The sequence below is a fragment of the Geomonas agri genome (assembly GCF_020179605.1).
GTDB classification, from domain to species: Bacteria; Desulfobacterota; Desulfuromonadia; order Geobacterales; family Geobacteraceae; genus Geomonas; species Geomonas agri.
Genome location: NZ_JAINZO010000001.1, coordinates 2,358,468 through 2,382,301 on the forward strand (window position 1 = coordinate 2,358,468; position 23,834 = coordinate 2,382,301).

At 64.7% G+C, this 23,834-nt stretch carries 16 protein-coding genes; 8 read left to right on the forward strand and 8 right to left on the reverse strand.

The window, feature by feature from the left end:
- Positions 1-16 precede the first annotated feature (16 nt).
- Genes K7R21_RS10300 through K7R21_RS10310 form a run of 3 tightly spaced genes read left to right on the forward strand, consistent with a single transcriptional unit; the run spans position 17 to position 2,794 of the window.
- Positions 17-1,243 (forward strand): MFS transporter, encoded by a 1,227-nt coding sequence (locus tag K7R21_RS10300; RefSeq protein ID WP_224983164.1) that lies wholly within the window; start codon positions 17-19, stop codon positions 1,241-1,243.
- A gap of 25 nt (positions 1,244-1,268) precedes the next feature.
- Positions 1,269-1,874 (forward strand): transglutaminase-like domain-containing protein, encoded by a 606-nt coding sequence (locus K7R21_RS10305; RefSeq protein WP_224983165.1) that lies wholly within the window; start codon positions 1,269-1,271, stop codon positions 1,872-1,874.
- A gap of 14 nt (positions 1,875-1,888) precedes the next feature.
- Positions 1,889-2,794, forward strand: a complete 906-nt coding sequence (locus K7R21_RS10310) for an MBL fold metallo-hydrolase (RefSeq protein WP_224983166.1) — start codon at positions 1,889-1,891, stop codon at positions 2,792-2,794.
- 143 nt (positions 2,795-2,937) lie between these two features.
- Here the strand turns inward: K7R21_RS10310 and K7R21_RS10315 are convergent, their stop codons facing one another.
- Together K7R21_RS10315 and K7R21_RS10320 are read right to left on the reverse strand one after the other, a co-directional pair.
- Positions 2,938-7,386 (reverse strand): translocation/assembly module TamB domain-containing protein, encoded by a 4,449-nt coding sequence (locus K7R21_RS10315; protein ID WP_224983167.1) that lies wholly within the window; start codon positions 7,384-7,386, stop codon positions 2,938-2,940.
- A complete protein-coding gene (locus tag K7R21_RS10320; RefSeq protein ID WP_224983168.1) occupies positions 7,383-9,152 on the reverse strand; it encodes an autotransporter assembly complex protein TamA in 1,770 nt (589 codons plus the stop codon). Before K7R21_RS10320 ends, K7R21_RS10315 begins: the two co-directional genes overlap by 4 nt.
- Positions 9,153-9,537: 385 nt before the next feature.
- On the opposite strand from K7R21_RS10320, the gene K7R21_RS10325 reads away from it, so the two are divergent.
- The 5 genes from K7R21_RS10325 to murB all read left to right on the forward strand — a co-directional run bounded on the left by K7R21_RS10325 (position 9,538) and on the right by murB (position 16,272).
- Entirely contained in the window at positions 9,538-10,050 is a 513-nt protein-coding gene (locus K7R21_RS10325; protein ID WP_224983169.1) for a GNAT family N-acetyltransferase, read from the forward strand.
- Positions 10,047-11,264, forward strand: a complete 1,218-nt coding sequence (locus K7R21_RS10330; RefSeq protein ID WP_224983170.1) for a M20 family metallopeptidase — start codon at positions 10,047-10,049, stop codon at positions 11,262-11,264. Before K7R21_RS10325 ends, K7R21_RS10330 begins: the two co-directional genes overlap by 4 nt.
- Before the next feature lie 402 nt (positions 11,265-11,666).
- A complete protein-coding gene (locus tag K7R21_RS10335) occupies positions 11,667-12,908 on the forward strand; it encodes an exo-beta-N-acetylmuramidase NamZ family protein (protein ID WP_224983171.1) in 1,242 nt (413 codons plus the stop codon).
- 583 nt (positions 12,909-13,491) lie between these two features.
- Entirely contained in the window at positions 13,492-15,186 is a 1,695-nt protein-coding gene (locus tag K7R21_RS10340) for a methyl-accepting chemotaxis protein (RefSeq protein ID WP_224983172.1), read from the forward strand.
- Positions 15,187-15,306: 120 nt separating this feature from the next.
- Positions 15,307-16,272, forward strand: coding sequence for a UDP-N-acetylmuramate dehydrogenase (gene murB, locus K7R21_RS10345; RefSeq protein ID WP_224983173.1), 966 nt, complete (start codon positions 15,307-15,309; stop codon positions 16,270-16,272).
- An 11-nt stretch (positions 16,273-16,283) separates the two neighbouring features.
- On the opposite strand, the gene K7R21_RS10350 is transcribed toward murB, so the two are convergent.
- The 6 genes from K7R21_RS10350 to K7R21_RS10375 all read right to left on the reverse strand — a co-directional run bounded on the left by K7R21_RS10350 (position 16,284) and on the right by K7R21_RS10375 (position 23,800).
- Positions 16,284-18,866 carry an ATP-binding protein gene (locus K7R21_RS10350; RefSeq protein WP_224983174.1) on the reverse strand — a complete coding sequence of 861 codons (2,583 nt, stop codon included), beginning with the start codon at positions 18,864-18,866 and terminating at the stop codon, positions 16,284-16,286.
- A 52-nt stretch (positions 18,867-18,918) separates the two neighbouring features.
- On the reverse strand, positions 18,919-19,683 hold the full coding sequence (locus K7R21_RS20835) for a PilZ domain-containing protein (RefSeq protein WP_224983175.1): 765 nt from the start codon (positions 19,681-19,683) through the stop codon (positions 18,919-18,921).
- Positions 19,684-19,825: 142 nt separating this feature from the next.
- Positions 19,826-19,963, reverse strand: a complete 138-nt coding sequence (locus K7R21_RS10360) for a hypothetical protein (RefSeq protein ID WP_224983176.1) — start codon at positions 19,961-19,963, stop codon at positions 19,826-19,828.
- Between the two features lie 178 nt (positions 19,964-20,141).
- Positions 20,142-20,342, reverse strand: coding sequence for a cold-shock protein (locus K7R21_RS10365; protein WP_216510223.1), 201 nt, complete (start codon positions 20,340-20,342; stop codon positions 20,142-20,144).
- A 127-nt stretch (positions 20,343-20,469) separates the two neighbouring features.
- Positions 20,470-21,189, reverse strand: coding sequence for a hypothetical protein (locus K7R21_RS10370; RefSeq protein WP_224983177.1), 720 nt, complete (start codon positions 21,187-21,189; stop codon positions 20,470-20,472).
- A 70-nt stretch (positions 21,190-21,259) separates the two neighbouring features.
- Positions 21,260-23,800, reverse strand: coding sequence for a response regulator (locus tag K7R21_RS10375; protein WP_224983178.1), 2,541 nt, complete (start codon positions 23,798-23,800; stop codon positions 21,260-21,262).
- Positions 23,801-23,834 lie beyond the last annotated feature (34 nt).

Consider the following 23,834-nt stretch of genomic DNA (forward strand, 5'->3'; position numbering starts at 1 on the left):
CTAGCTTGGCCGGACCATGAGCGACACCCACCACGATAGCAATCTTACCGGGCAGTTCCGCCCCCCCAATCACCGGCAGAGCATGCAGGTGCTCGCCTGCTGTGTCATCGGCTTCATCTGTTTCCTCGGGGCCTACATGCGCATCCCGGTGCTGCCGCTGCTGGCCAGCAGCATCGGCGCCGGCACCGCGCAGATCGGGCTCATCAACGCCGCCTTCATGCTCTCCGCCGGTATCCTCGCCGTGCCCTCCGGGCTACTCTCGGACCGGATCGGCATCAGGCCCGTTCTCATCACCGGCCTCGCCCTGATGAGCTGCGCCTCCCTCGTCATCCCGTTCTGCTATACCCCGCTCCTTTTGGGTGCCGTCTACCTCGTTTTCGGCATGGGGCTCTCCGCCTTCACCCCCACCATGATGTCCTCGGTGGCCCGCGTCGTGCCCCGCTCCCACGTCGGGCGCGCCTACAGCTGGTACACGACGGCGGTCTACCTCGCCATGACCTTCGGGCCCGCCAGCGGCGGCTGGTTCGGCAAGATGCTGGGGATCCGCGAAGTCTTCTTCGTCTCCGGAGGCCTCATCGTGGCTGCGCTCACTGCCGTCCTCTTTTTCCTCCCCCGCGCGGAGGAGCAGCCCCACGACGAGCACGCGGACGAGCTCCCGAGCGGTATCTTCTCTAACCGGCGGCTGATGGCGGCGCTGGTGGGAACGCTCGGGGGATGCTTCGGCTTTGGCATGTTCATCTCCTTTCTCCCCCTGCACGCCCGTGCCCTCGGTCTCAACGTGGGGCAGATCGGCGTCATCTTCGCGGCGCAGGCCCTGGTGAACGTGCTCCTACGCATCCCGTTCGGCCACCTGAGCGACCGGGTCGACCGGGGACTCATGTCGGGCATCGGCCTCGTGCTCTGCGCGCACGCCGTGGGCGCCGTTGGCTTGGCCCACGGGATGGCGACACTGCTGGTCTGCGCCTGCGTCCTCGGTGCCGGCATGGGGATCGGGTTCACCGCGCTTAGCGCCCTGGTGGTGGTCGTGATGCCGCCCAAGCAGCGCGGTCTCGGTCTGGGACTGTACAACAGCTGTATCTACCTCGGCATGATGTTAAGTTCAGCTACCATGGGCATGGTCATCAAGGCCGCGGACTTCGCCACAGGCTTTTTCACCGCCGGTGCCGTCACTTTTGTACTGGCAGTACTTTTCTCTTATCTGTACCGTGATACCATGTTGAGTCTGGCAAGGAAGGATCAGTAACAGTCCCAGACAGGAAGGATGGAGCATGCAACAGTACCTGGAGGCTACGAAGTACATCGACTGGAAACATCCAGCCATACTGGACAAGGCACAGAGCCTGTCGGCCGGAGAGCTGAACAAGACCGTGATCGCCCGACGCTGTTTCGAGTTCGTCCGCGACCAGATCAAGCACAGCTGGGACTACAAGTTGAACCCGGTCACCTGCCGCGCCTCCGAGGTCCTCGAGCACGGCACCGGCTACTGCTATGCCAAGAGCCACCTACTGGCCGCGCTCCTGCGCGCCAATGGCATCCCCGCCGGGTTGTGCTACCAGCGCCTGTCACTGCACGACGGCGGTCCCCCGTACTGCCTGCACGGCCTGAACGCCATCTGGCTGCCAGACCACGGCTGGTACCGCGTCGATCCCCGCGGCAACAGGCCCGGCATCGACGCACAGTTCGCGCCCCCCGACGAACGTCTTGCCTTCTCCATCAGCGAGCGGCTGGAAGCCGACCTTCCCGAGATCTGGCCTGAGCCGCTGCCGCTGGTGGTACGCGCCCTCACCGTGCACCAGACCGTCGCCGAGGTGTACCACAACCTGCCCGACATCGAACTGATCGGCAACTTCAATTCCGAGTCCATCACCTTCTGAATAAGGAGACCGAGATGAAACGACCCGCAGTATTGAGCGTAGTCGTCCTCGCTTTCACCCTGCTCATGGCCCAGGCAGCCTGCGCCGAACTGACTAGGCTCGCCGACCACGTCTACTCCTACGTCGGGAGCAACGATGCCTCCCCGGGGCACAGCTTCGCCGCCAACGCCGGTATCGTCATCGGCAAGGATGGCGTGCTGGTGGTCGACACCCTGATCTCGGCCAAAGAAGGGCAACGGTTCCTGGCCGACCTCCGCAAGGTCACCGACAAGCCGATCAAGTACGTGGTGAACACCCACACCCACCTGGACCACGCGCTGGGCAACTGCGTCTTCGCCAAGCTGGGCGCCACCGTCATTTCCCACGAGGCCGACCGCACTTACCTTGCCGCTAACGGCGCCGGCCTGTTGCAGCGTGCCGCCAACTACGGGCTCAAGCCCGAGGACATGGCGGGCACCGAGATCGCCGTCCCCACCCTCGCCTTCAGCAACGAAATGCTGCTCGACCTGGGCGGCGAGGAAGTGCGCCTTGTTCGCACCGCCCCCTCTCACACCGCGGGGAGCCTGGTGGTCTACCTCCCGGCGGAAAAGATCCTCTTTGCCGGCGACATCCTCTTCACCGACTTCCATCCCTTCCTGGCCGACGGCGACTTCGGCGGCTGGATCCGGAGCATAGACTCCATGCTGGCCATGGACGTCGACAAGGTCGTCCCCGGTCACGGTCCCCTTTCCAGCAAGAAGGATCTGCGGGACATGAAGGAATACATCCAGGTGTTCGACAAGAAGGCGACTGAGCTGGCAGCCAAGGGGAGCGACGCCGACGCCATCAGCGCCGAACTGTTGAAGACGCTCCCCAAGCGCACTATGGCGGAATGGATGGTGAGCTACAACGTGAAGAGCCGCTACCTCACCAAGAAGTAGCGACGGTTTTACAGAATTGAAGCGCGAAGGGGCGGCCTAATCGGCCGCCCCTTCGCTTTTACAGTCTGCTTGTCTGCTATCAGGTTCCACACCGGAAGGTGATCAATGTTTATCGCGTCAGAAGGCTTCCGTGGCGCAAGCTGCTACCTGAACTCCAGCTTGTAGTACAGGTCGACGCCGGACTCGGAGCCGCTCTGGGTCTCGAGCTGCAGGCGCTTGAAGATGTCGTAGCGCAGCCGGAACAGGTTCTGCCCCGTGATCAGGGAACGGCCGTAGCTGAGATAGAGCTCAGGGGTCAGGTACTTGCCGACGGAGAAGACGGACTCGCCGGCGGCGGGAGTCTTGGCGGAAATGGCGCCGGTCGGGGTGGTGGCGATCTCCTTGTATCCCATCCGGCCGGTCGTGGTGGTGTCGACCTGCTCCAGCCCCAGCGTGCTCAGGCCGAGCCGGTCCTTGATCTGGTCCTGCAACGACTCTGACTTGCCGAACGAGAACAGGCCGGCGGCCGCGGTGGCCAGCGCGCCCCCTTGCTCGTTGCTGGTCCCCATGGGGTGCCCGAGCACCATGTAGGCGAGGATGTCCACCTCGGGCATGGTGGGCTCGGAGTAGAGCTTAACCACCGGTGCGTTCAGGAAGCCTCCCACCGTCACCCCCGCCTTGACGTCCCCCACCGTGCGCAGGGCGAGCACATCGAGGGTGGGACGGGTCACCGGGTCGTTGACGTAGTAGATCCGGCCGCGCACGATCTCCAGGTTCATGCCGTAGGCGCGGTAGCGTCCCTTGACCACCTTGATCTCCCCGGAACTCTCGATCTTGTCGATGCCGTTAAGCACCAGATCCATGCTGCCGCCGAGCTGGGCGTCGATACCGGATGCCTCCACCCGCACCTTGTCCCCGAGCACCACCTTCACCTTCCCCTCCATGAGCAGCGGGATGACGGTCTCTTTGCCCTTGGGGGGAGCACCCTCGAACACCACGTCCTCGCTGGGCGCGACCACGTGCTGGGCCGGTGAGCCGGAAATGAGCATCTCGGGGATGCCGATCTCGCCGTTGATGGTGGCCTTCTTGGCGTCGCCGGCAATGGTCAGCTGGGGCGAGGTGTACATGGTGAGTTCGGGCAGGTACACGGTCTGGAACCGCTGCCCGCTCAGGGTGCCCTTGTAATCCTGCACCTGCCACCCCTTGAGCCGCATGAGCAGGTTGCCGACCAGCTCGCCGCCGCCGGAGAGCGCCCGCAACCGTTCGATGCGCATCTCATCGCCTTCCAGGCGCGCCAGCAGTTCCACGCCGGTGAGGGTGATCCCGGCGCTGGGGAGATAGGCGCCGGCATCGGCCAGCTGCAGGGTCCCGTTCAAGGTGGGATCGCCCCAGGTCCCCCCCGCCTTCAGGTCAACGCTGAGCGTGCCGCGGGTCTCTTGCACCAGCCCGGGGAAGAAGGTGTTGAGGAAGCCGTGCTCCTGCAGCGTCCCGGACAAGCTCACCTCCACCGCGCCGTTGGGGTTCGGTGCCACCGGCAGCCGGGCCGGGATGGGGAGCAGTAAGTCCCCCTTGGCCTGGCCGTAGTCGGCGAGGGAAAGATCGAGGTTGCCGGTCAGGGTCTCGCCGCGCCAGGCGAAGTTGAGCAGGGCCGAGCGGATCGCGGCGCTCGCCTCGCCGGTACTGCCCTGCCACCGGGCGATCCCCTGCGAGAAGCCGGCGTCGCCCGCCACTTCCAGCCGCTTGCCGGGGAGGAGCCTCCCCTTGGCGCTGCCGTGCAGTTCCCCGTCGATGTTCACCGTCCCGGGGAGCCACGGGCGCAGCAGGGCGGGCTTGATGTCGCTCCACTGGAGGCTGAAGTCGCCGGTCTCGGGAAGGGCGCTGCCGGCGGGGGAGTCGGAGGCGAGTGCGGCCTGAAGGCTGCCGCCGGTGTCGAGCCAGATGTCGGCGGCGGCACGGGTCCCTTTGCCGTCGGCGTCGACACGGAGGGTGAACTGGCGGCCGCTCACCTTTTCGCCCTGTGAGCGGTAGGCCCCGGTGGCATCGGCGCTGCCATGAAGCACCAGCGCGCCGCCGGGCTTGCCGGTGTCGCGCCGCTCGAAGGAAAACTGGGCCCGGTCGATGGAGGCATCGAACTCGTCCCCCTTGGCCCGCCAGAGGACACGGCCGCCGACCAGGGCGGTGTTACCGCTCAGGTCCAGGCGCCGCCCCGGCCGCAGCCGCCCCTGCACCTCCCCGGCGAGCCTCCCCTCCAGGGCCAGGTCGGGCGAGAGGTAGGGACGCAGCAGCGCGAGGTCGAGGTCGGCCCAGGCGAGGGTGAGGTCGCCGCGCGCGGGGACGGCGAGTCGGGCGGGTTCCTCGGAGTGGAAGGTGACGTGGGCATTCCCTTCCCCTTTTTCGAGTGCGAGATCAACGGCGGCGTCGACGCCTTGTGCCCCTCCCTGCAGCGTGGCCTGGAAGCGCTCCAACCCCACCCGCTTACCCTCGGTGACCACGGCCCCGGTCGCCTCGGTACGTGCCGTGACGGTGGCCCGTCCACCGGGGGCGAGGCGCAGGTCGAAGCTGCCGGACGAAGCCCCGGTGACATTCCCCTTGGGAAGCCAGACGTCGGCCCGGGCCAGGTTGAGGCCGCTCCAGCTGCCGGTAAAGGCGCCCGAGCGGTCGCGCTCCAGATGTCCGGCCAGTTCCAGCCGCTCGCCGGGGGCACCGTCGATGACCAGCGGCGTGGTGCTGAAACGCCCCTGTCCGATGGTGAGCCGCGCCGGTGCCGCGAGCGCGAAGGGGCCGACGCCGTCGCTGCCCGCAAAGCGGGAGAGTTCGCCGCGCCAGACGCCGTCGGCGTAGCCGCCCGCGGCGGCAAGATCGACCTTGGCCACGCGGGAGCTAAGCTGCGCATCGACGGTGTGCCGCTTGGAGGTGCCGCGTAGCGCGAGGGTGGCGCCGTCCACCGCGACCTCCCCGGCCCGAACGGTGGTCGCCGTTCCACTCAGGGAGACCGGGAAATCCTTTCCCTCCCCGAGGCTTGCCTGCAGGTCGACGCTGCCGGCTCGGACACCGCCCAGCACCAGGTCGTGCCCCTTGGCAGCGGCCGCGCCGGAGAGCATACCTTCGCGCCAGCGCAGCCAGCCGTCGGCGGCAACCGCCCCGGCACTCTGCGGGACCAGTCCGGAGAGGTCGGTCACGTCGGCTGTGAAATCAAAGCGCCGGTCGGGCTCGCCACTCCCCCGGAACCGGAACCCTTTGCCAGCCAGCAGCAGGCGCCGCACCGCGAGCTTCGCGCCGGCAAAACTCCCCTCCACTTCCCCGCTCAGGTCGTGCCCCTTGAGCCTGCTGTCCAGAAGGCGCGCCTGCACGTTCCCCGTCACCGGCCCGTGCTCCCGCTGCCCCACGACACCGGTCAGGTCGAGGTTCACCGTCCCTTTCCAGTCGGCGGCCAGCGCTTCCGGGTCGAGCCCCCGTCCGGACAGTTTCCCGCTCACCCGCCAGCCCCGGCTCCAGTCCACGTTGACCGCGCCGCGCACGCTCCCCTTGAGCCACTTGCCGGAGAGCGAGTTAAGGCGCATCCCGTTCTGGTCGCCGCGGTAGCGCGCCGCGAGCCCCATGCTCTCCCAGCCGGGTCCCTGGTTGGTGAGGTTGAAGGTGCCCAGGTAGCGGGACGGGCTCCCGGAGAAGGTGACGTCGCCGTCGAGCAGGGCGGGGTGATCGAGCTCCCGCTCCAGGTCGAGGTGGCCCGCGTGCAGGGCCAGCGCGAAGAGCGGTTCGTCCTTGGTGAGGGTCATGCTGCCGTTGCCGGTGAGAAGCCCACGGCGGTCGGGGCGCAGCAGCCGCAAGCCCCTGAAGTTGAAGCCGGTCCGGGTGATGCCCACTTCGCTGGTCACTTCCAGGCGCCCCTTGCCGCGGCGGCTGCCGGAGAGGGCGACGGGACCCGTCATTTGCTCGGGAGCCCGTCCCGGCTCAAGGCGCGCCTGCACCGACACCGCATCCAGGTCAGCCACCGGCTGCGAAGGCGCAAAGCGCAGGTCGAGACGCAGCGACGGACGCCGCAGGCCGGCGCTGAGCTCTACCGATGCCGTCCCCCGGGCCTCGGAGAGGCTCCCCCCTGAGACGGTGAGCACGCCGTCGCGCAGGGTGAGCCCCGCGGCAACCTCGCTCAACAGGAAGGGCTCAGCCTGCAGGTGGCGGTAGCTCATCTCCTTCAGGCTGAAGTGCTCCACCCGCGCCTCCAGGCGCAGCAGCTTTTCGTTTACCTGCGGCCAACTCAGTTCCGGGGCCTTGGCAACCAGCGGGGTATCATCCTGGATGCGCAGCGCCGTGAGGGAGAGGTCGTGCACCAGGAGCTTGCCGTGCACAAGGCGCACGGGCTCCCAGGAGAGGTCCAGGCGCTCGAGCTGCAGCGCCACCTTGGGGCGGTCCACTCGCACGCCCGTCAGGCGCACCCGGTCCCACAGCCGCCCTTCCACCTGGCGCACTGAGACCTTGGCGCCGGCAAGCCCCCCGAGGGTGGTGACGGCGAACCGGGCGCCCGAGCTGGTATCGAGCAGCCAGAACAGGCCGGCCGCCGGGACGACCACCAGCCCCAGCAGGGGGACCCCTATGTAGAGTGCCAGCCGCTTCAAAATTCAAACCCCACGGTGAAATGGACGCGGATCGGCGGTGAGTTTGGCTCGAGCGGATGGGCCAGGTACAGGTTGAGTCCCCCCACCGGTGTGTAGTAGTGGGCGCCTATCCCCACCCCCTGCATGAGCCTCATGTTGGCAAAATCGTTGAAAGCGTTGCCGACATCGTCGAAAATCGACACGCCCCAGTTCTTGAAAAGGGCCCGTTCCAACTCCAAGCTTCCCACCAGCAGGTGTTTCCCCCCTACCACCCGGCCGGAGGAGTCCTTGGGGCCAAGACTTTGATAGGCGTAGCCGCGCACGCTCTGGTCGCCACCGGCGAAGAAGCGGATCGACGGGGGGAGTTCCGCAAAGGGATCGGTCAACAGGCTGTATCCCGTGTTGATGCGGGCATGTAAGGTAAGGCGCCCGGGGATGGGGATCAGCGCGCTGGCGTTGCCGATGCCCTGGATCAGGCCGGTGTCGGAGCCTAAGTAGCGGTGGGCGCCGCGCAGGTCCAGGGAAACGCGGTAGCCGCTGGTCGGGCGGACCAGGTCGTTGAAACGGTCCTTGGAGAAGCGGAAGCCCGGCAGCACCAGCCTGGCCTGCGAGTTTACGCTCCCCACCTGGTAGTTTTCCTGCTGGATCTTGAGGTAAGGAGTGGCGACCTCGCCGCGCCCCAGGCCGAAGTTGTGGTCGACTTCCATGGCCGCCAGCCGGCTTTGATAGGTGGTAACAATTTCGCGCTGCAGGTTGAGCTGAATCGAGGTGGAGCTCCTGAGATCGCTGGCGCTGGGCATGGTGTAGCGCCCTGCAAAGCCCTGCAGGCGCTCCGCCACGTAGAGGCTCATGTCGAGGTCGTTGCCCTCGTGGGCGAGGTTCAAATCGCGATAGTGCACCGAGAACCTACCGCCGGTGTCGGTACCGTAGCCGAGACCGGGCCGCAGGGTGCGCCGCGGCGCGGCGGTCAACCGTACCAGAACCGGGACCTTGTGCTCCTTCGCCTCCTCGCGCTGAGGTGTCACCACTACCTGCCGGAAACGCTCGGAATTGGCGAAGTTGAGCTGGGTCTCCCCGAGCTTGGCGTACGAGAAGGGGTCACCCTCCTTGAAAGCGACGAACCGCTTCAGGTACACCTCGGGATACTCGGAGCCCCCCTCGATGTGGGTACCGTCGAAGTAATAACGCCCTCCGGTATCCATGGTGAGGCGGATACGGGCGGTGGCAAGATCAGGGGAAATTCGGATCTCGTGGCGTGGAAAGCCGGCGTCCAAGTAGCCTAAAGTCTGGGCCTGCGCCTGCAGCGCGCTCTTGCCCCGCTCGTAGTCGGGCTGCGACAGCACCTGTCCCTGGCTCACCGGAAAGGAGGCGGCCAGGCGGCGCAGTTCCTTCTGCTGCGCCCCCTCCCCCTCGAGCTTCAGGTCGACCTCGACCACGCGCACCGGCTCCCCGGGATCGACCGCAACCTCGACCCGGGTTTTACCGTCTTTTTCATCCCGCACCGCGGCGGTCACCTTGGCGCGGTAAAAGCCATACGGCTGCAGGGCGACCCGCGCCTTTTCCGGCGCTTGCCGTGCGAAGCGCTCCAGCCAGAGCCGGTCCACCTTGCCATCGCGCACAAGGCCATGCGGCAACTCGAGCGCCTGGCGCACGTTGTCCTGCGCGTCCCCCTCGACCCCGGAGACGGCGACCTCCACCGGCTCGGCAGCGCGGGCCGGCGCGGCCAGGCACGAGAGCAAGGCGAGCCCCAGGGCCAGACGGAGGTATGTAGCAAGGGTTCGGGACATGCAGCTCCCTGCACGATGGCAGCTCTCCAGCCACGTCATGGCGGCAGAAGATGGACTAGATGGGAAAGGCCTAACCTCTCCAGATTACGAACCCATGAAGTTTACCATGTCGAAACGCGATGTTGTGCTTTTGCAGACAATATCCGGCAGGCAGAGCTAAACCACGGGTCAAAACCATGACAGCGCGCCTCTTGCCTGTGAAAGCTCCACCCTATTCAAGGCTGGATAAGCACCATCACGACTGAGGTTACACAGTCACATGCCGCGTAATCCCCTTCCCTCCCCGCCCTCCATGTCAGAAGCGGGTGCGGCTGTCACAGTCTGCCGCCGCGCAACTCTGCTATAATGTGAGCAGCAGCCCAATATGCCGTTCACGAGGTAGGTCATGTCGCAAACAGATCCGCACGAGGAGGAGGCACCCCGTATCCGGCAGATGATCATCGAGGACCTGCCGGAGGTGTTTCACATCGGGGAGGAGGTCTTCACCGCGGAATACTCGCAAAGCCTCTACCGCACCTGGGACGAGTACGAGATCACCACGCTGTTCAACTCCGACAACGAACTGTGCATCGTGGCCGAGCACGAGGAGCGCATCCTCGGCTTCGCACTGGGTACCACGGTGAAGAAGCACCACTCGCCCTGGAAGTACGGCTACCTGGTGTGGCTCGGGGTGCGCCGCGAGTTGCAGAAGATGCAGGTGGGGGCCAGGCTTTTCAAGGAGCTGAAGAGGCGCTTTAAGGAACAGGGGGTACGCATGATCATCATCGACACCTCGGCCGACAACGAGCCGGCCATCCGGTTCTTCAAAAAGCACGGTTTCGACAACGTGCAGGAGCACCTCTACATGACGCTCAACCTCTCCAAGCGGCATAAGAAGAAAGCGGTGAAAAAGCCATGAGCAGCCGTCTCGAAGAGGTCATGGCCGCCATCGACCCGGTCCGGCTCAAGGGGATTCTCACCGACCTGATCGACATCTACTCCCCCTCGGGGAAGGAGGAGGACATCCAGCTCTACCTGGAGGACCTCCTCTCGCGGGCCGGCTTCACGGTCGAGCGCCAGGAGGTGGAGGAGGAGCGCTACAACCTGCGCGTTACCATGGGGGAGGGAGAGCCGAGGCTGTACCTGGTGGGGCACGTGGACACGGTCCCGGCCTGGGACCTGGAGGAGTTCGGGGCGCGTGAGGAGGGGGACCAGATCAGGGGACTGGGGAGCGCGGACATGAAGGGGGGGTGCGCCGCCATGGTGGAGACCTGGCTCGCCCTGGCCCAGGCGCTCAAACCGGCGCGGCGCCCGAACGTCGGGCTGCTGCTGGTGGTGGGTGAAGAGGAGAACGGCGACGGCAGCGCAGCGTTTTTGCAGGATAACCAGGCGCCGTGGGCGGTGATCGGCGAACCCACCGGCCTGTCGGCCTGCTTCGCGCACTATGGCTACCTCGAAGCGGGCTTCGTCACCCGGGGGGTGCGCAGCCATTCTTCGCTGCCGGAGTTGGGGCACAACGCCGTAGAGTCCATGCTGCGTGTGCTCCTGCACCTGGGCAAGGACACCCTGTTCAAACGGGGCGAGTCGGAGATCGTCTACTCCATCAGGGAGATGCGTTCCTCCCAGAAGGGATTCGTGGTGCCGGACCGGTGCGAGGCGTGGATCGATCTGCACCTCCCCCCGGAACGCGGCCCGGATTCCGTGGAGCAGGCCATCCGACGTATCACGGCCGAGGCCGGGCAGTTCATTCCAGGGCTCGATCTCTCGGTCGACTTCGACTTCGCCTCGGCCGGGTACAACCTGGGTACCGACAACCAGCTGGCCTGCATCCTGGAAGAGACCTACCAGCGCTTGGGCCTCACCTTGAAGTTCGAGGCTTTCCGCTCCCACTCCGACGGTAACCTGTTCCACGCTGCCGGATGCCGGCCGCTCATCCTGGGGCCGGGCGCGCTGGAGATCTCCCACACCCCCGAGGAACTGGTGAGTTTCCCGGAAGTGCTGGCCGCGGCGAGGATCTACGCGGCACTGTGCCTGGGGATGGACCAGTATGCGGGGCTCAGGCTGGAGCGCCGGGGAGCGCTGAACTGCTTCGACCGGCAGGCGAGCTGGATAGGATGTTCAGCGGAAAGGTGACCTGCCACATGGCGAAGTTGTTGCTCATCCCCTTGTGGCCACACCTGCAGTGGTTCATGGAAAAGCGACCAGCATGCGGCAGGCGCTGCAGAAGTCGCCATAGATGCTGGTGTCCATGGTGAAGGCGGTGATCGACTTCACCTTGATGCTGAAGGTGTCGAGATGTCAGCTGTTTTCAGCACTCCCTCCCGGTCATGTCTGACAGCTGGGAAGACATGATTATGTCGCGAATAAGCCATTCAAAATATGCCAATAACACCGCTGCTTGCCCACAAGACAAGACCAATGCCCCCCCAATATCCCGCCTTGTGATCCACCTCACCGAAAAGCCGCATGGGGCTTGCCTTCGCGCAAACTTGTGAGGTAAGCTCCCCCATCATCTCAACCAGAAGGCGGTACGCTGTGTCTCGAGTTTCATCCTCCGTTGTCGCACTATCCCTCATGCTGTTGCTGCTGTTTCCCGGATTTTCACATGCCGAGATCGTCAAGACCGGTGCCGAGGTCCTAAGCGAGCAGGGGTTCCTGCCGCTGCAGGGCAAACGCTTCGCCCTGATCACCAACCAGTCCGCCATGGTGGGAGACGTCCATCTGCTGACGATCATGGAGCACAAAGGGGTAACGCCCACGCTGATCTTCTCTCCCGAGCATGGCCTCAAGGGGAACGCCGAGGACGGCGTCAAGCTGGCCGACGACAACCAGGCCCCCATACCGGTTAAGAGCCTCTATGGCGCGGGCAAGAAGCCGCGCCCGGACGACCTCAAGGGGATTGACCTAATGGTGTTCGATATCCAGGATGCCGGGGCGCGCTTTTACACCTACATCTCCACCATGGGACTGGCCATGCAGGCCGCCGCCGAGGCCGGCATCCCGTTCCTGGTGCTGGACCGCCCCAACCCGCTGGGAGGGGACTACGTGGCAGGCTTCGTGAGGGAGAAGATACCGGGCAGCTTCACCTCCCTCTACCCCATTCCGCTGGCACACGGCCTGACGGTAGGGGAACTGGCGGAGATGATCAAAGGCGAGCGGATGCTCCCCGACCTCGACAAGCTGGACTTGCGGGTGGTGCGCATGCAGGGGTGGCGGCGGGAGATGCGCTGGCAGGACACCGGGCTGCGCTGGGTGGCGACCAGCCCCAACCTGGCCGCCATCGAGTCGGTACTGCTCTACCCCGGCACCGGCATGCTCGAGGGGACCAGCGCGTCCGAAGGACGCGGCAGCATGAGGCCCTTCCAGATCGCGGGGTGGCCGGGCATCGACGCCAACGCACTCGCCCTGCGCCTGAACGAGGAGCAGCTCCCGGGACTGCATTTCGAGCCGCTGCAGTTCACCCCGATCCGGCTCCCCGGCATCTCCAGCGCGCCCAAGTACCGCGACCGCCTCGTGGCCGGGGTGAGCATCGAGATCACCGACTACCGCAAGGTCGAGCCGGTGCAGACCGGGGTGGCGGTCATGGCCGCGCTGCAGGCGGCGCTTCCGGAGGCAAACCGCGCGCAGTTCTTCCGCGGCGGCATCGACGATATGGCGGGCTCCCCCGAACTGCGCAAGGGGCTCCAAGCAGGCGAGACGCCAGCCGCCATCGAGGCACGCTGGACTGCGGGGGTGAAGCACTTCCTGGAGCAGCGCAAGCCGTACCTGCTCTACTGATCCATCGATTCCTACGCTACGGCAAATCCCCCCCTGTCCCCCCTTCGTGAAAGGGGGGAACTCTTGTTCACGTGCCGTACTTCGTGGGCCAGCATACTCCTCGCTCCCCGTGTAACTCAAGGGAATCACTTGGGGAAGATACGCTGAACCTCCCACCTCTCACTTCTCTGAAGAACCAGAACTTCTTATCCACAGCACATATCCTTGGCACACCTAGACTTGCGGCAATGGGCCCAAAAAGAAGGGGTACCCTCTCAGGTACCCCCGGTGCAACTCTCATCGGTATCGGCCGCTAAAAAGCACCGATCACATGGCAGAAGGGAACTGCGTGCCCTAGGCGCCATTCTGGCACCGGTCCGGCCCTAGCCCGGCCTGCGCACTTCTGTGCCCCGGCATCCCTTCCATGTCAACGCTGTCACCTTTATCGCCAGGGTTGCGCCGGACTTGAGACTTTTCTGCACAGTCAGTGCAACGTGCGCCGGTGCTATTTGGTGGCAAATAATCCTCAATCTCTGGCCGAAAGTGCCGATATGGATGGCGATAAAAGAATAAGGCGACGGCGCCTTAGAATGAGGAACCACACATGAACCAAAAAACGAGACTGTCCTTTCAAACAAAGATACTGCTATTGGTCCTGGTGAGCTGCTGCGTACTGGGGGCCCCCACCGGTCTGACAGTGATGAAGCAGTTCTATGACCTCACCACCCGCTTCCACGAGTCCTACCGCGAGTCCCTCTACGCCAACTCCGATCTGCTGGCCAAGGCCGAGGTCCAGACCGCGGTCAGCCTGCTGCAGGAGATCAGCGACCGGCAGCAAAAGGGCGAGATCACCATAGAGGAGGCCAAGAAGCAGGGGGCCGACCTGCTCCGGGGGCTCAAGTTCGGCAAGGACGGCTACTTCTGGGCCGACACCTCAGACGGCACCAACGTGGTCCTCCTGGGTAAACCCGCGGAAGGGAAAAACCGCATGAACCTCCAGGACGCCAAGGGGAAATACCTGATCCGGGAGATCATCAAGAATGGCAAACAGCCCGGCGGCGGCTACACGGACTACCACTTCCCGCGGCCGGGGAGCGATACACCGGCTCCCAAACGCGGCTATTCCCTCTACTTTGCCCCCTTCGACTGGGTCATCGGCACCGGCACCTACGTGGACGACCTGGACGCCCTGGTGCAACAGGCCGCCGACGCCAACAAGCAGCTGATCCTCAAGGACGTGTACCTGGTGATAGCGCTTACCGTGGTAATCCTTGCCAGCATCTGCGTGGTCGCCATCCTGGTGGTGCGCAGGCTGATCGCCCATATCGGCACCGAACCGGAAGAGCTGGAGGAGATCGCCCAACAGGTGGCAGCGGGAGACCTTACCGTGCGCCTGGAGACCGGCAGGACCGGCATCTACGAGGCGATGCGGCGCATGGTCGAGGGGCTGCGCGACGTGATGGAAAAGGTGAACCGCAGTGCCCTGGACGTCTCCGCCGCAGCGGGGGAACTCAACGCCAACGCCCGCTGCATGGCCGACGACGCGGGCGCGGTGGTGAATCAAGCCGAGACGGTGGCGGTTGCCAGCGAAGAGATGTCTTGCACCAGCAACGATATATCCCGCAACTGCCACCTGGCCGCCGGCAGCTCCGGGCGGGCCAACGAATCGGCGCAAAGTGGCGCCGCCATCGTCAGGGAAACCGTTCAGGGCATGAACAGGATTGCCGACCACGTGCGCAACTCCGCCAACGTTGTCGAGCAGTTGGGGACGCGCAGCGACCAGATTGGCGCAATCGTAGCCACCATCGAAGACATTGCCGACCAGACCAACCTGTTAGCGCTCAACGCAGCCATCGAGGCGGCCCGCGCCGGAGAGCAAGGGCGTGGTTTTGCCGTGGTCGCGGACGAGGTCCGCGCCCTGGCCGAGCGTACCACCAAGGCCACCCGCGAGATCGGTACCATGATCAAGAACATCCAGCAGGAAACCAAGCTCGCGGTACGTGCCATGGAAGAGGGGGTCGAGGAAGTGACCCGCGGCACCGGTGAGGCGGCCCGCTCCGGCGAAGCGCTGGAGGACATCCTGGCCCAGATCAACGAGGTGACCAGCCAGATCAACCAGATCGTGACTGCCGCCGAGGAGCAGACCGCCACCACCCAGGAGATCACTAACAACATCCACCAGATTTCCGGCACCGTGCAGCAGAGCGCACGCGGCTCGCAGGAGATTTCCGCGGCATCGGAACGGCTCTCCGCGCTCTCAGGCGAGATGCAGCAGATGGTACAGAGGTTCAGGTTGTAACCGCAACTGGAAGGGGACTGGCTCCGCCAGGTGCCAGTCCCCTTCCCCTCCGCTGTACCCTTCCCCAACTTTCCCCACCTTTCCATTGGCATTCAGGCTCAGTCGTGTATCATATCCGCTATGCCAAATGCCAACCGTCACACTGACTCCCGCCTCAACATCGAAGAAAACGTGCCCCTGGCGCCGTTCACCACGTTGCGGATCGGCGGCCCGGCCCGCTTCCTTATCGGCGCCCGCACGCTGCGCGAACTCCAGGAGGCCTTGCGCTTCGCCCAGCAGGTGCACCTCCCCTTCTGCATCCTCGGGGGGGGAAGCAACCTCCTGGTCAGCGACGAAGGCTTCCCCGGCGTTGCGATACGGCTGCTGATGAACCGGGTCACCCGGTCCGGCGGCATGGTCCAAGTCCAGTCCGGCTTCGACCTGACCGCCCTGGTGCACCGAACCGTGGCCTGGGGACTGTCCGGGCTTGAGTCGCTGGCAGGCATCCCGGGTACCGTGGGAGGCGCGGTCCGGGGTAACGCGGGCGCCTACGGCGGCTCCATCGGCGACGCAGTGGCCACGGTCTCCGTCGTCGACACCGCGACGCTGAAGACGGTGACGTTGCGCCGCGACGAGTGCACCTTCGGCTACCGGGCCAGCCGCTTCAAGGGCGATACGCGGCTGATCGTAGTAGGCACACTGCTGGCGCTTACCCCGGGAGACCCGGAGGAGATCGGCGCCAAGGTTGCGCAAACGCTGGCGAAGCGGGAGGCGAAACAGCTTTCCTGCGACCAGAGCGCCGGCTCCTTCTTCATGAATCCGATAGTGGATGACGCGGAACTGATCAGTCAGTTCGAGGAGGACCAGGGGGGGCGCTGCCGGGAATGCCGCATCCCCGCCGGGTGGCTCATCGACCGGGCCGGGCTGCGCGACTTGAGGGTGGGGGGGGCGGCGGTGAGCCACAGGCACGCCAACTACCTGGTCAACACGGGATCGGCCACGGCGGCGGACATGGTGCAGCTGGCCAGGCTGGTACGCAAGGAAGTGCAGGTGAAACTGGGGGTGGTACTCAAGGAGGAGGTGAGCCCTCTCGGTGTGGTGATCTAAACGATGATGATCTAAACCGGTGCGGCCACCCGTCTGAACTCCGCCAGGGCCCGCTCCAGCGCCTCGAACAGTTCCGGCAGCCCCGGACGCTCCTGCTCCAGTTGCGCCGCCTGCTCCATCCGGAACGAGACGGCGCGCATCACCTCGGCCCCGATACTGGCGGCCGCCCCCTTGATGCTGTGGGCCTGCAGGCGCACCTCGGCATAATCCTCCACCTCGATCGCATGTCGCAAAAGAGTCATCAGCTTGTCCGTGCTTTCCAGGTACTTCTCCACGAACATCTCCACGAACTCGGCATCTCCCACCCGCCGTACCAGGCCTTCGCGGTCGAAGACGAGAACTTCCCCTTCAGGCGACTCCCCCTTTAGCGGCCTGCCCCCTGCGTGCTGCGGCTCGTCCTGCTCCGGCGCGTCGACCGGCCTCGCAGGCTGCACGGCGCCGGTGACTGGATCCGTCGCCGTGCAGCCTTCAGGACAGCTCGTGGCCCGTTCCGGGATCCAGCGCAGCAGCACCTCTGCCAGTTGCCGGCAGTCGAAGGGCTTGCTCAGGTAGTCGTCCATCCCGGCGGCGAGGCAAAGTTCGCGGTCGCCGGAGAGTGCGTTGGCGGTAAGTGCGACAACCGGCAGACGCCCTCCCCCTTCGCTCTCCTCACGGGCCCTGATGGCGCGGGTAGCTGCGTAGCCGTCCATGTGCGGCATCTGGCAATCCATGAAAATCAGGTGATACTTCCCCTCTCCCGAGGCGGCGACCGCCAGTTCGCCGTTGGCCACGATGTCCACCCGGCAGGCAAGCTGCCCCAGCATGTGACGCACCACGTCCTGGTTTACAGGGTTGTCCTCGGCCACCAGGATGCAGGCGTCGAAACATGGCTTCTCCCCGCCTTCCAACAGCACCGACTGCTGCGCCAGGCATTCCGGTGCTTCCGCGAGCACCTCCAGCCTTACACTGAACCAAAAGGTCGAGCCGACCCCATACTCGCTGGCGAGCCCCAGCTCCCCTTCCATAAGCTGGGCCAGTTGCCGGGAAATGGCCAAACCGAGGCCGGTGCCGCCGAAGGTCCGCGTGGTGGAGTAGTCCGCTTGGGAGAAGCTCTCGAAGATGTGCGCCTGGGCTTCCGGACGTATGCCGATGCCGGTGTCGGCCACCTCGAACTTCAGCCACCCTTCCCCCTGCTCCACCAGGGGGAGCACGGTCAGGCGCACCTCGCCGCGGCTGGTGAACTTGACCGCGTTGCCCAACAGGTTGACCAGGATCTGACGCAGGCGGACCGGGTCGCCGACCACGTAGCGCGGCAGGTCCGGGTCAATGCGCAGAGAAATGTCCACTCCCTTACGCTGCGCCACTGCTGCGAACATCTCCAGCACCCCTCCCAGCATGTCGTGCAGGTCGAATGGGGCAGGTTCGAGCTCCATGCGCCCCGCCTCGATCTTGGAGAAGTCGAGGATGTCGTTGATGATGGACAACAGCGACTCGCCCGAGTTCCACACCGCTTCGGCGAAACGGCGTTGCTCGCCAGCCAGCCCACTTTCCATGAGCACCCTGGTCATTCCCAGCACCCCGTTCATCGGGGTCCGGATCTCGTGGCTCATGTTGGCCAGGAACTGCGACTTGGCCAGACTCGCGGCCTCGGCCGCCTCCTTGGAAACCAGCAGCTCGGCCACGGTCTGGTTCAGCTCGCGGTTGGCTGCAGAGAGCTGCGCCGTGCGGCGCTGCACCTCCCCCTCGAGCTCCTGGCGCTGTGCCTCCAACTGCTGATCGCGCCGCTGGATCTGGACCAGCATCTCGTTGAACCCCTCGATCAGCGTCCCCAGTTCGTCGTTGCCCTCCTTTTGGGCGCGCATCGAGTAATTCTTCTCCGCCGAGACCGCCTTGATCACCTGTGCCAGGTGCGTGATGGGTGCCGAGATGAGCCGCTGCAGCCGCGTGGCGAGGAAGTACACCAAAAGCAGGGCGCTCAGCATCACCCCGGCCACCAGGAGGAAGAAGCGCGCCAGCCGGTCGGTGAACTCGCGGGGATCGGACTGCAGCACCACGGTGCCGATCTGCTGGCCGTCCAGCAGGATTCGGTAGACACCGTAGATGTCTTCGCCTATGGCCAGGGGGGAGCGGGAGTGTTCGAGGGTAGCACGGAAGCGGCCCGGGTCGATGCTGACCCGGTTCCCGGCGGTGACGGTGAAGGGAAGCTGATGTGCCGGCCGCCCCGGCGCCAGGTAACGGACCAGGACCGTGTCGTCCTGCATCACGATGAGGGCGGTGCGTATGTAGGGCTTGGCCCGCAGCGCGGCCAGGGTTTCCCCGGCGGCCTGCCGGTCGTTGAAAGCCACCGCGGCCGAGCTGTTGTTGCCGATGATCTCCGCCAGCGCCGTGAGTTCGGTCTGCATCTCGCTGCGGAAGCGGTTCGCTTCGTTGACGACGAACGCCGCTGAGACCAGCGCGAGCACCACGGCGTTGGTGAAAAGCAGCATCGCTATCAGTTTTCGTCGGATGGAAAGGTCGCGGAGCCGGTTGATCATCGAGTTTCCCATGGTGCCCAGGGCGCAACGCAGGGTGCGCCGCCCGGGGAGCTTGCTAATCCTTAGCTCATTAGTCGGCATCAGTCGCGGATTCTTTAGCGGCAAATGCCCGGCACCACGCTATCGAGAGGGTTCAGTTGGGGGCGACCTGCTTCAGCCATTCGACCTGCCGCGACGACAGCCCCTTGTCGAACATGACGCCAATCCCGGGTATGCTGCGGCACCCTCCCCAGGGGATACTCCAGCAAACGCCGGCTTCGATGGCCGGATCCCCGCCAAGTTCCGGAAAGCTCAACCAGACGCGGTCGGCCTTGGCGAAGGGGTTGGTGGTGTGCACGAAGGCGCCACCCTGGGAAATGTTGACGGTGAAGGTCTTGACCGTGAGGGCTCCGGGCAGGCCGTCCCGGGCGGAAAGAAGCAGGTTCAGGTAGCTGTCCTTCCTGGCGAAACGCCTCAAACAGCGAGCGGAGAAGGTGCCGCAGCTGTCCTGGACGAAGCGGGTCAGCGCGGCGTCGGGGTCGGCTGCGGCGGGGGAGTTTTCCTGCGGCCCCATGGTGATGCTCTGCAGCCTGGGGTCCCACTTGATGCGCAAGGTCGGATAGAAGTTGATGCAGTCGTACGCGATGCTCTTTTCTTCCTTGGAGCAGCGCACCAGGGTCAGGATATCGACCAGCAGCCCGTTGTAGGCCGACTCCACGGTCATGCGCAGCACCTCGTTGAAGTCGCCGGCGGTGTGGTAGCTGACCCCGATCCGGTCCAGGATCTGCTCGTAAGCCGACCTTGCCCCGGGCTCTCGCACCACCATCAGTATCCTGGTATCTGCCATCACGTCCGATCGCCCCTGTAACTGGGCCGGTGCCGGGCGCGCCTCTGCCCGGACACCGGCGCTGGAGTCCACGTCCCGGCCCGCTCTTATTTCTCCTCGGTAGCCTTGCTGAGTTCCAGGCGCAGCCACATAACGATCGAGATCTTCCTGGTGATCCCCATGGTCTACCTCCTTTTTGCCCCAGCCGTGTCGGCCCGCAGGCCTTATGTCCCGTCTAGTGCTCCGCCTGGGCCGCGCCGTAGTGAAACGACGACGTCATGCCGCGATCCTTGGCGACGACATGCCCCACTACCGCGATCCCGGCCACGATGACTGCAATGCAGCAATACCTCGTCCTCCTGGTGATCTTCATGAAAGCGCCTCCCGTTAGATTAATTTTGACCAACAATGAATATCACAGGGGGGAAGGTTGTCAACGGACGGCGCCGGTTCCAGCGCGGCGGGACGGGGGGGAGAGTTGTCGGGAAGGAGGCAAAAAAAAAGTCCCGGATTGCTCCGAGACTTTCATTACAGCGTTGGACGAGACCTTTTTAGACGCGGGTCACGTTGGCAGCCTGCAGCCCTTTGGGGCCTTTGACCACTTCGAAGGTGACGCTATCGCCTTCAGCCAGGGATTTGAACCCGTCGCCGGTGATGGCGGAGAAGTGAACGAACACGTCGTCGCCATTCTCCTGCTCGATGAAACCAAACCCCTTGCTGTCGTTGAACCACTTTACAGTACCGTTAACCATTTACTTTTACCTTCTCCATGCTTTCTGCTTGTTTTTATTGTCCGGGCCATTCCGGACCTTGGCCACCTTAGCAGCTTGCCTGTGACAATGCAAGCTATTTAAATTTTCTTGTTTTCCGGACCGACGGCTACGGCACGGTCAGGTTCACCACGGTGTCCCCCCCCTGTATGGTGAGGGTAGTGACCGCCAAAGCGTTGCTGGCCAGGTTGCGCACCCAGATCCTCTTGCCGGTTAGGGTATAGCTCTGCGGCTGGATGGTGAACAGGTTCGGGTCCGGGTTGATCACCGCGATGTCGGTGACTTGGTACTGCGCGCCGGACGGGTTGGCCGTGTCCTTGATGCTGACGGAGACCGGTACGGCCACGGCGTCGCTGACATCGGTATAGGTCATGGTGTAGGCCCCGTTTACCGTCGGGGGGGAGAACGCGCCCAACTGGACGAATTTCGTGGTGCTGACGAAGTCGGCGCTCTGATCCCCGATGGTGAGGGTGCTCGTGGTCGAGGTGCCGAGGACGGTCGAGGACTTGTGGGTCACGGTGACGGTGTCGCCGTTTTTCACGGTGCCGGCGCTGCTCGTGGCGGTGCCGCCGTTGATGGAATAGGTGCTGCCGGTCGCCCCGCTGACGCTGATGGGACTGGTGGCCGCGGTCAGCCCGCTGACCGTGATGGGGGCGGAGGTGACATCGACGTTCTTCTCGGTGCCGTTTATCGCCCCAATGGTGAAGGGATCGGGGGAGGTCGCGGACCTCACGTAGGGGGGAAACCACTCGACTCCGCAACCGGCGAAAGCAAACAGCAGCAACAAGGGGAGCATCCGCGCAAGGAATCGTAACAAGGAAAACTTCATGGCATGCCTCCCTGGTTAGTTTTTCGCAAAGCTCGGATAGTACTCAAAGGATGAAACGTTGACAAGAGATTTAACGGAGCTGGCGGGCGCTCTCCCAGTCCAGCGATGAGAGGACCTCACGCAACGCCGAGAGCTTGTAGGGCTTCTGCACGAAACCGGAAATCCCTTTGCCCAGGAACTTTCGGGACACCTCGTGCTCGCTGAAGCCGCTCGACATCACGACCCTAACCCGCGGATCCATCCGGCGCAGTTCCATCAAGCACTGTTCCCCGTCCATCTGCGGCATGGTCAGGTCGAGCAGCACCAGGACGATGTCGTTGCGGCTGCGGAAGATCTCTATTCCTTCGTACCCGTCCGCGGCGGTCACCACCTGGAACCCCAACTCGCCGAGCATGTCGCTACCGAGCGCCCGGATGGTGTCCTCGTCGTCGATCAGGAGGACGGTCCCGCTGCCGCGCCAGGTCTGCTGCGGTGCGGCAGCAGCATGTTGGAGCAGGGCCGGCTCGTCTTCCGCCGGAAGCACCACGGTGAAGGTACTCCCCTGCCCCGGCTGGCTGTCGACGCGGATCGCGCCCAGGTGGCCGCGCACGATGCCCAGTACCGCTGCCATTCCCAGCCCCCGCCCGGTGAACTTGGTGGTGAAGAACGGCTCGAAGATTTTGGCCATGAGGTCACGGTCCATGCCGCACCCGGTGTCGGACACCTTGACGTAGACGTAGCGTCCGGGCTGGAGCGCATCGGAGAGCCAGCCGCCGCCAGGGAGGGAGTCGGTGCACTCGACACTGCCGGTGGATACGGTGATGGTCCCGCTCTGGTCGCCGATCGCCTCCGAGGCGTTGATGACCAGGTTCATCAGCACCTGTCTGATCTGGGTGGCATCGGCGGTTACCGCAGGCAGAGGGCGACACAGATTGTAGACGAGTTGCGACTTCTTAGAGACGGAGACGCTGAGCATGTGCCCCATCTCCTCCACCAGTCGGTTCAGGTCCAGTTCCTCGGTTATGAAATGCCCCTTGCCGGAATAGGCGAGCATCTGGTGCGCCAGGTCCGAAGCCCTGGTCGCCGCCAGCTCGATGCGGTGCAGGTTGTCGACCACGGGGGAATCGGGGGTGAGCCGCATCAGGGCCAGGTCGGTGTTGCCGACGATGACGGTGAGGATGTTGTTGAAATCGTGAGCGATACCGCCGGCCAGGACGCCCAGGCTTTCCAGCTTCTGGGCATGCAGCATCTGCTTTTCCAGCTTCAGGCGCTCCTCCTCGGCCCGTCTGCGCTGGGTGATGTCGTGGGCGGACCAGATCACCCGTCCGCCCGGCATGGGGGTGACGTTGCCGGTGAACCAGACCTCCTCATCGTCGAGGGTGAGGGCGTAGTCGACCGTCACGGTCTTCCCGGAAGCGAGCGCCCTGCCGATGGTGGTGATGAAGAGATCGGACAGCTCCTTGGGGAACAGATCGGGAATTTTCTTGCCCAGCAGCTCGTCCGGGGGAAGATACAGCCTCTTGGTGCTGGTGGGTGCGATCTCCAGGTAGCGTCCTTCGGCGTCCAGCACCAGGATGACCTCGGTGAGGGAGGCAAAGATGGAGCGGAGCTTCTCCTCCGAGGCCTGCAGCGCCTCCTCGGCATGCCTGCGCTCGACCACCTCGGTCTGCAGCCTCGCGTTGGTTGCCTGGAGTTCGCGGGTCCGCTCATCGACCATCCGTCTCAAAACGATGGGCTGGCGTACCAGCCAGTAGGCCGTCAGCGCGCACAGGGAACTCAAGAGCAGTACCAGGGCCGCCTCTCCCAAGACCACCCGTTGCGCGTACCATCCCCCCACCGGTTCGACGGACAGGAGCCACTCCCCATTGGGGAGGGCGATGTGCTGGCTTACCGGGCGTTCCAAGGGCGCGCCATGGCTCCAGAAGACGTCCAGGGCCCCGGTATCGGGCTTGATCCGGCTGATCCGGTAGTTCAAGTCGGGAGTGAGCGTGGTCTGCAGGTGCACCGCCTCGAAGAAGCTCTCCAGGCGGATCATGGCGGCGGTGAAGCCCCAGAACTGTTTCTGCCCGTCGGAACCCTTGAGGTATACCGGGAGCCGCCCCATGAGCGCGAGTCCCCCCTGCACCAGTTGAAACGGGCCAGCAAGGGTGAGCGAACCGTGGCGCAACGCCTCGACGGCCTCTGTGTTGGCGTGGGACTTGTCCAGGAGGTTCAGGCCGATAGCCTTCTCGTTCCCCTGCAACGGGACGATTTCGGTGATGATGCCGCCGGGAACCAGCTGCAGAGCGGAAAGCCCAGGGTAGAGATCGAGCATCTCCCTGGCCAGTTCCTGAAAGTTATCGATGCGTCCGTTCCCCTGGCGGATCACGGCGGCGAGGGCGTAGGTGGAGGAAATGGAGCGGTTCAGGTACTCCTGGATGTCGTGGGCGGCGTTGGTGGTGAGGTCGGAGACAGCCTGGCGGCGGCTGTCCTGGCGCGTGGTCTCGAACAGCAGCATGGTGGAGCCGGACAGGAACAGGCCGACCAGGAAAGCAAGGAGCGTGACAGTCCAGACCCGGACAGTGTCCGCGGATGGCGGTGGTGACGGGGGGGGTGACGCGGTAGGCGCATGGCTCATGCGAGCGTTGTCCATGGGAACTCGACTGCTACGGGTTCGGTGCGGCAAA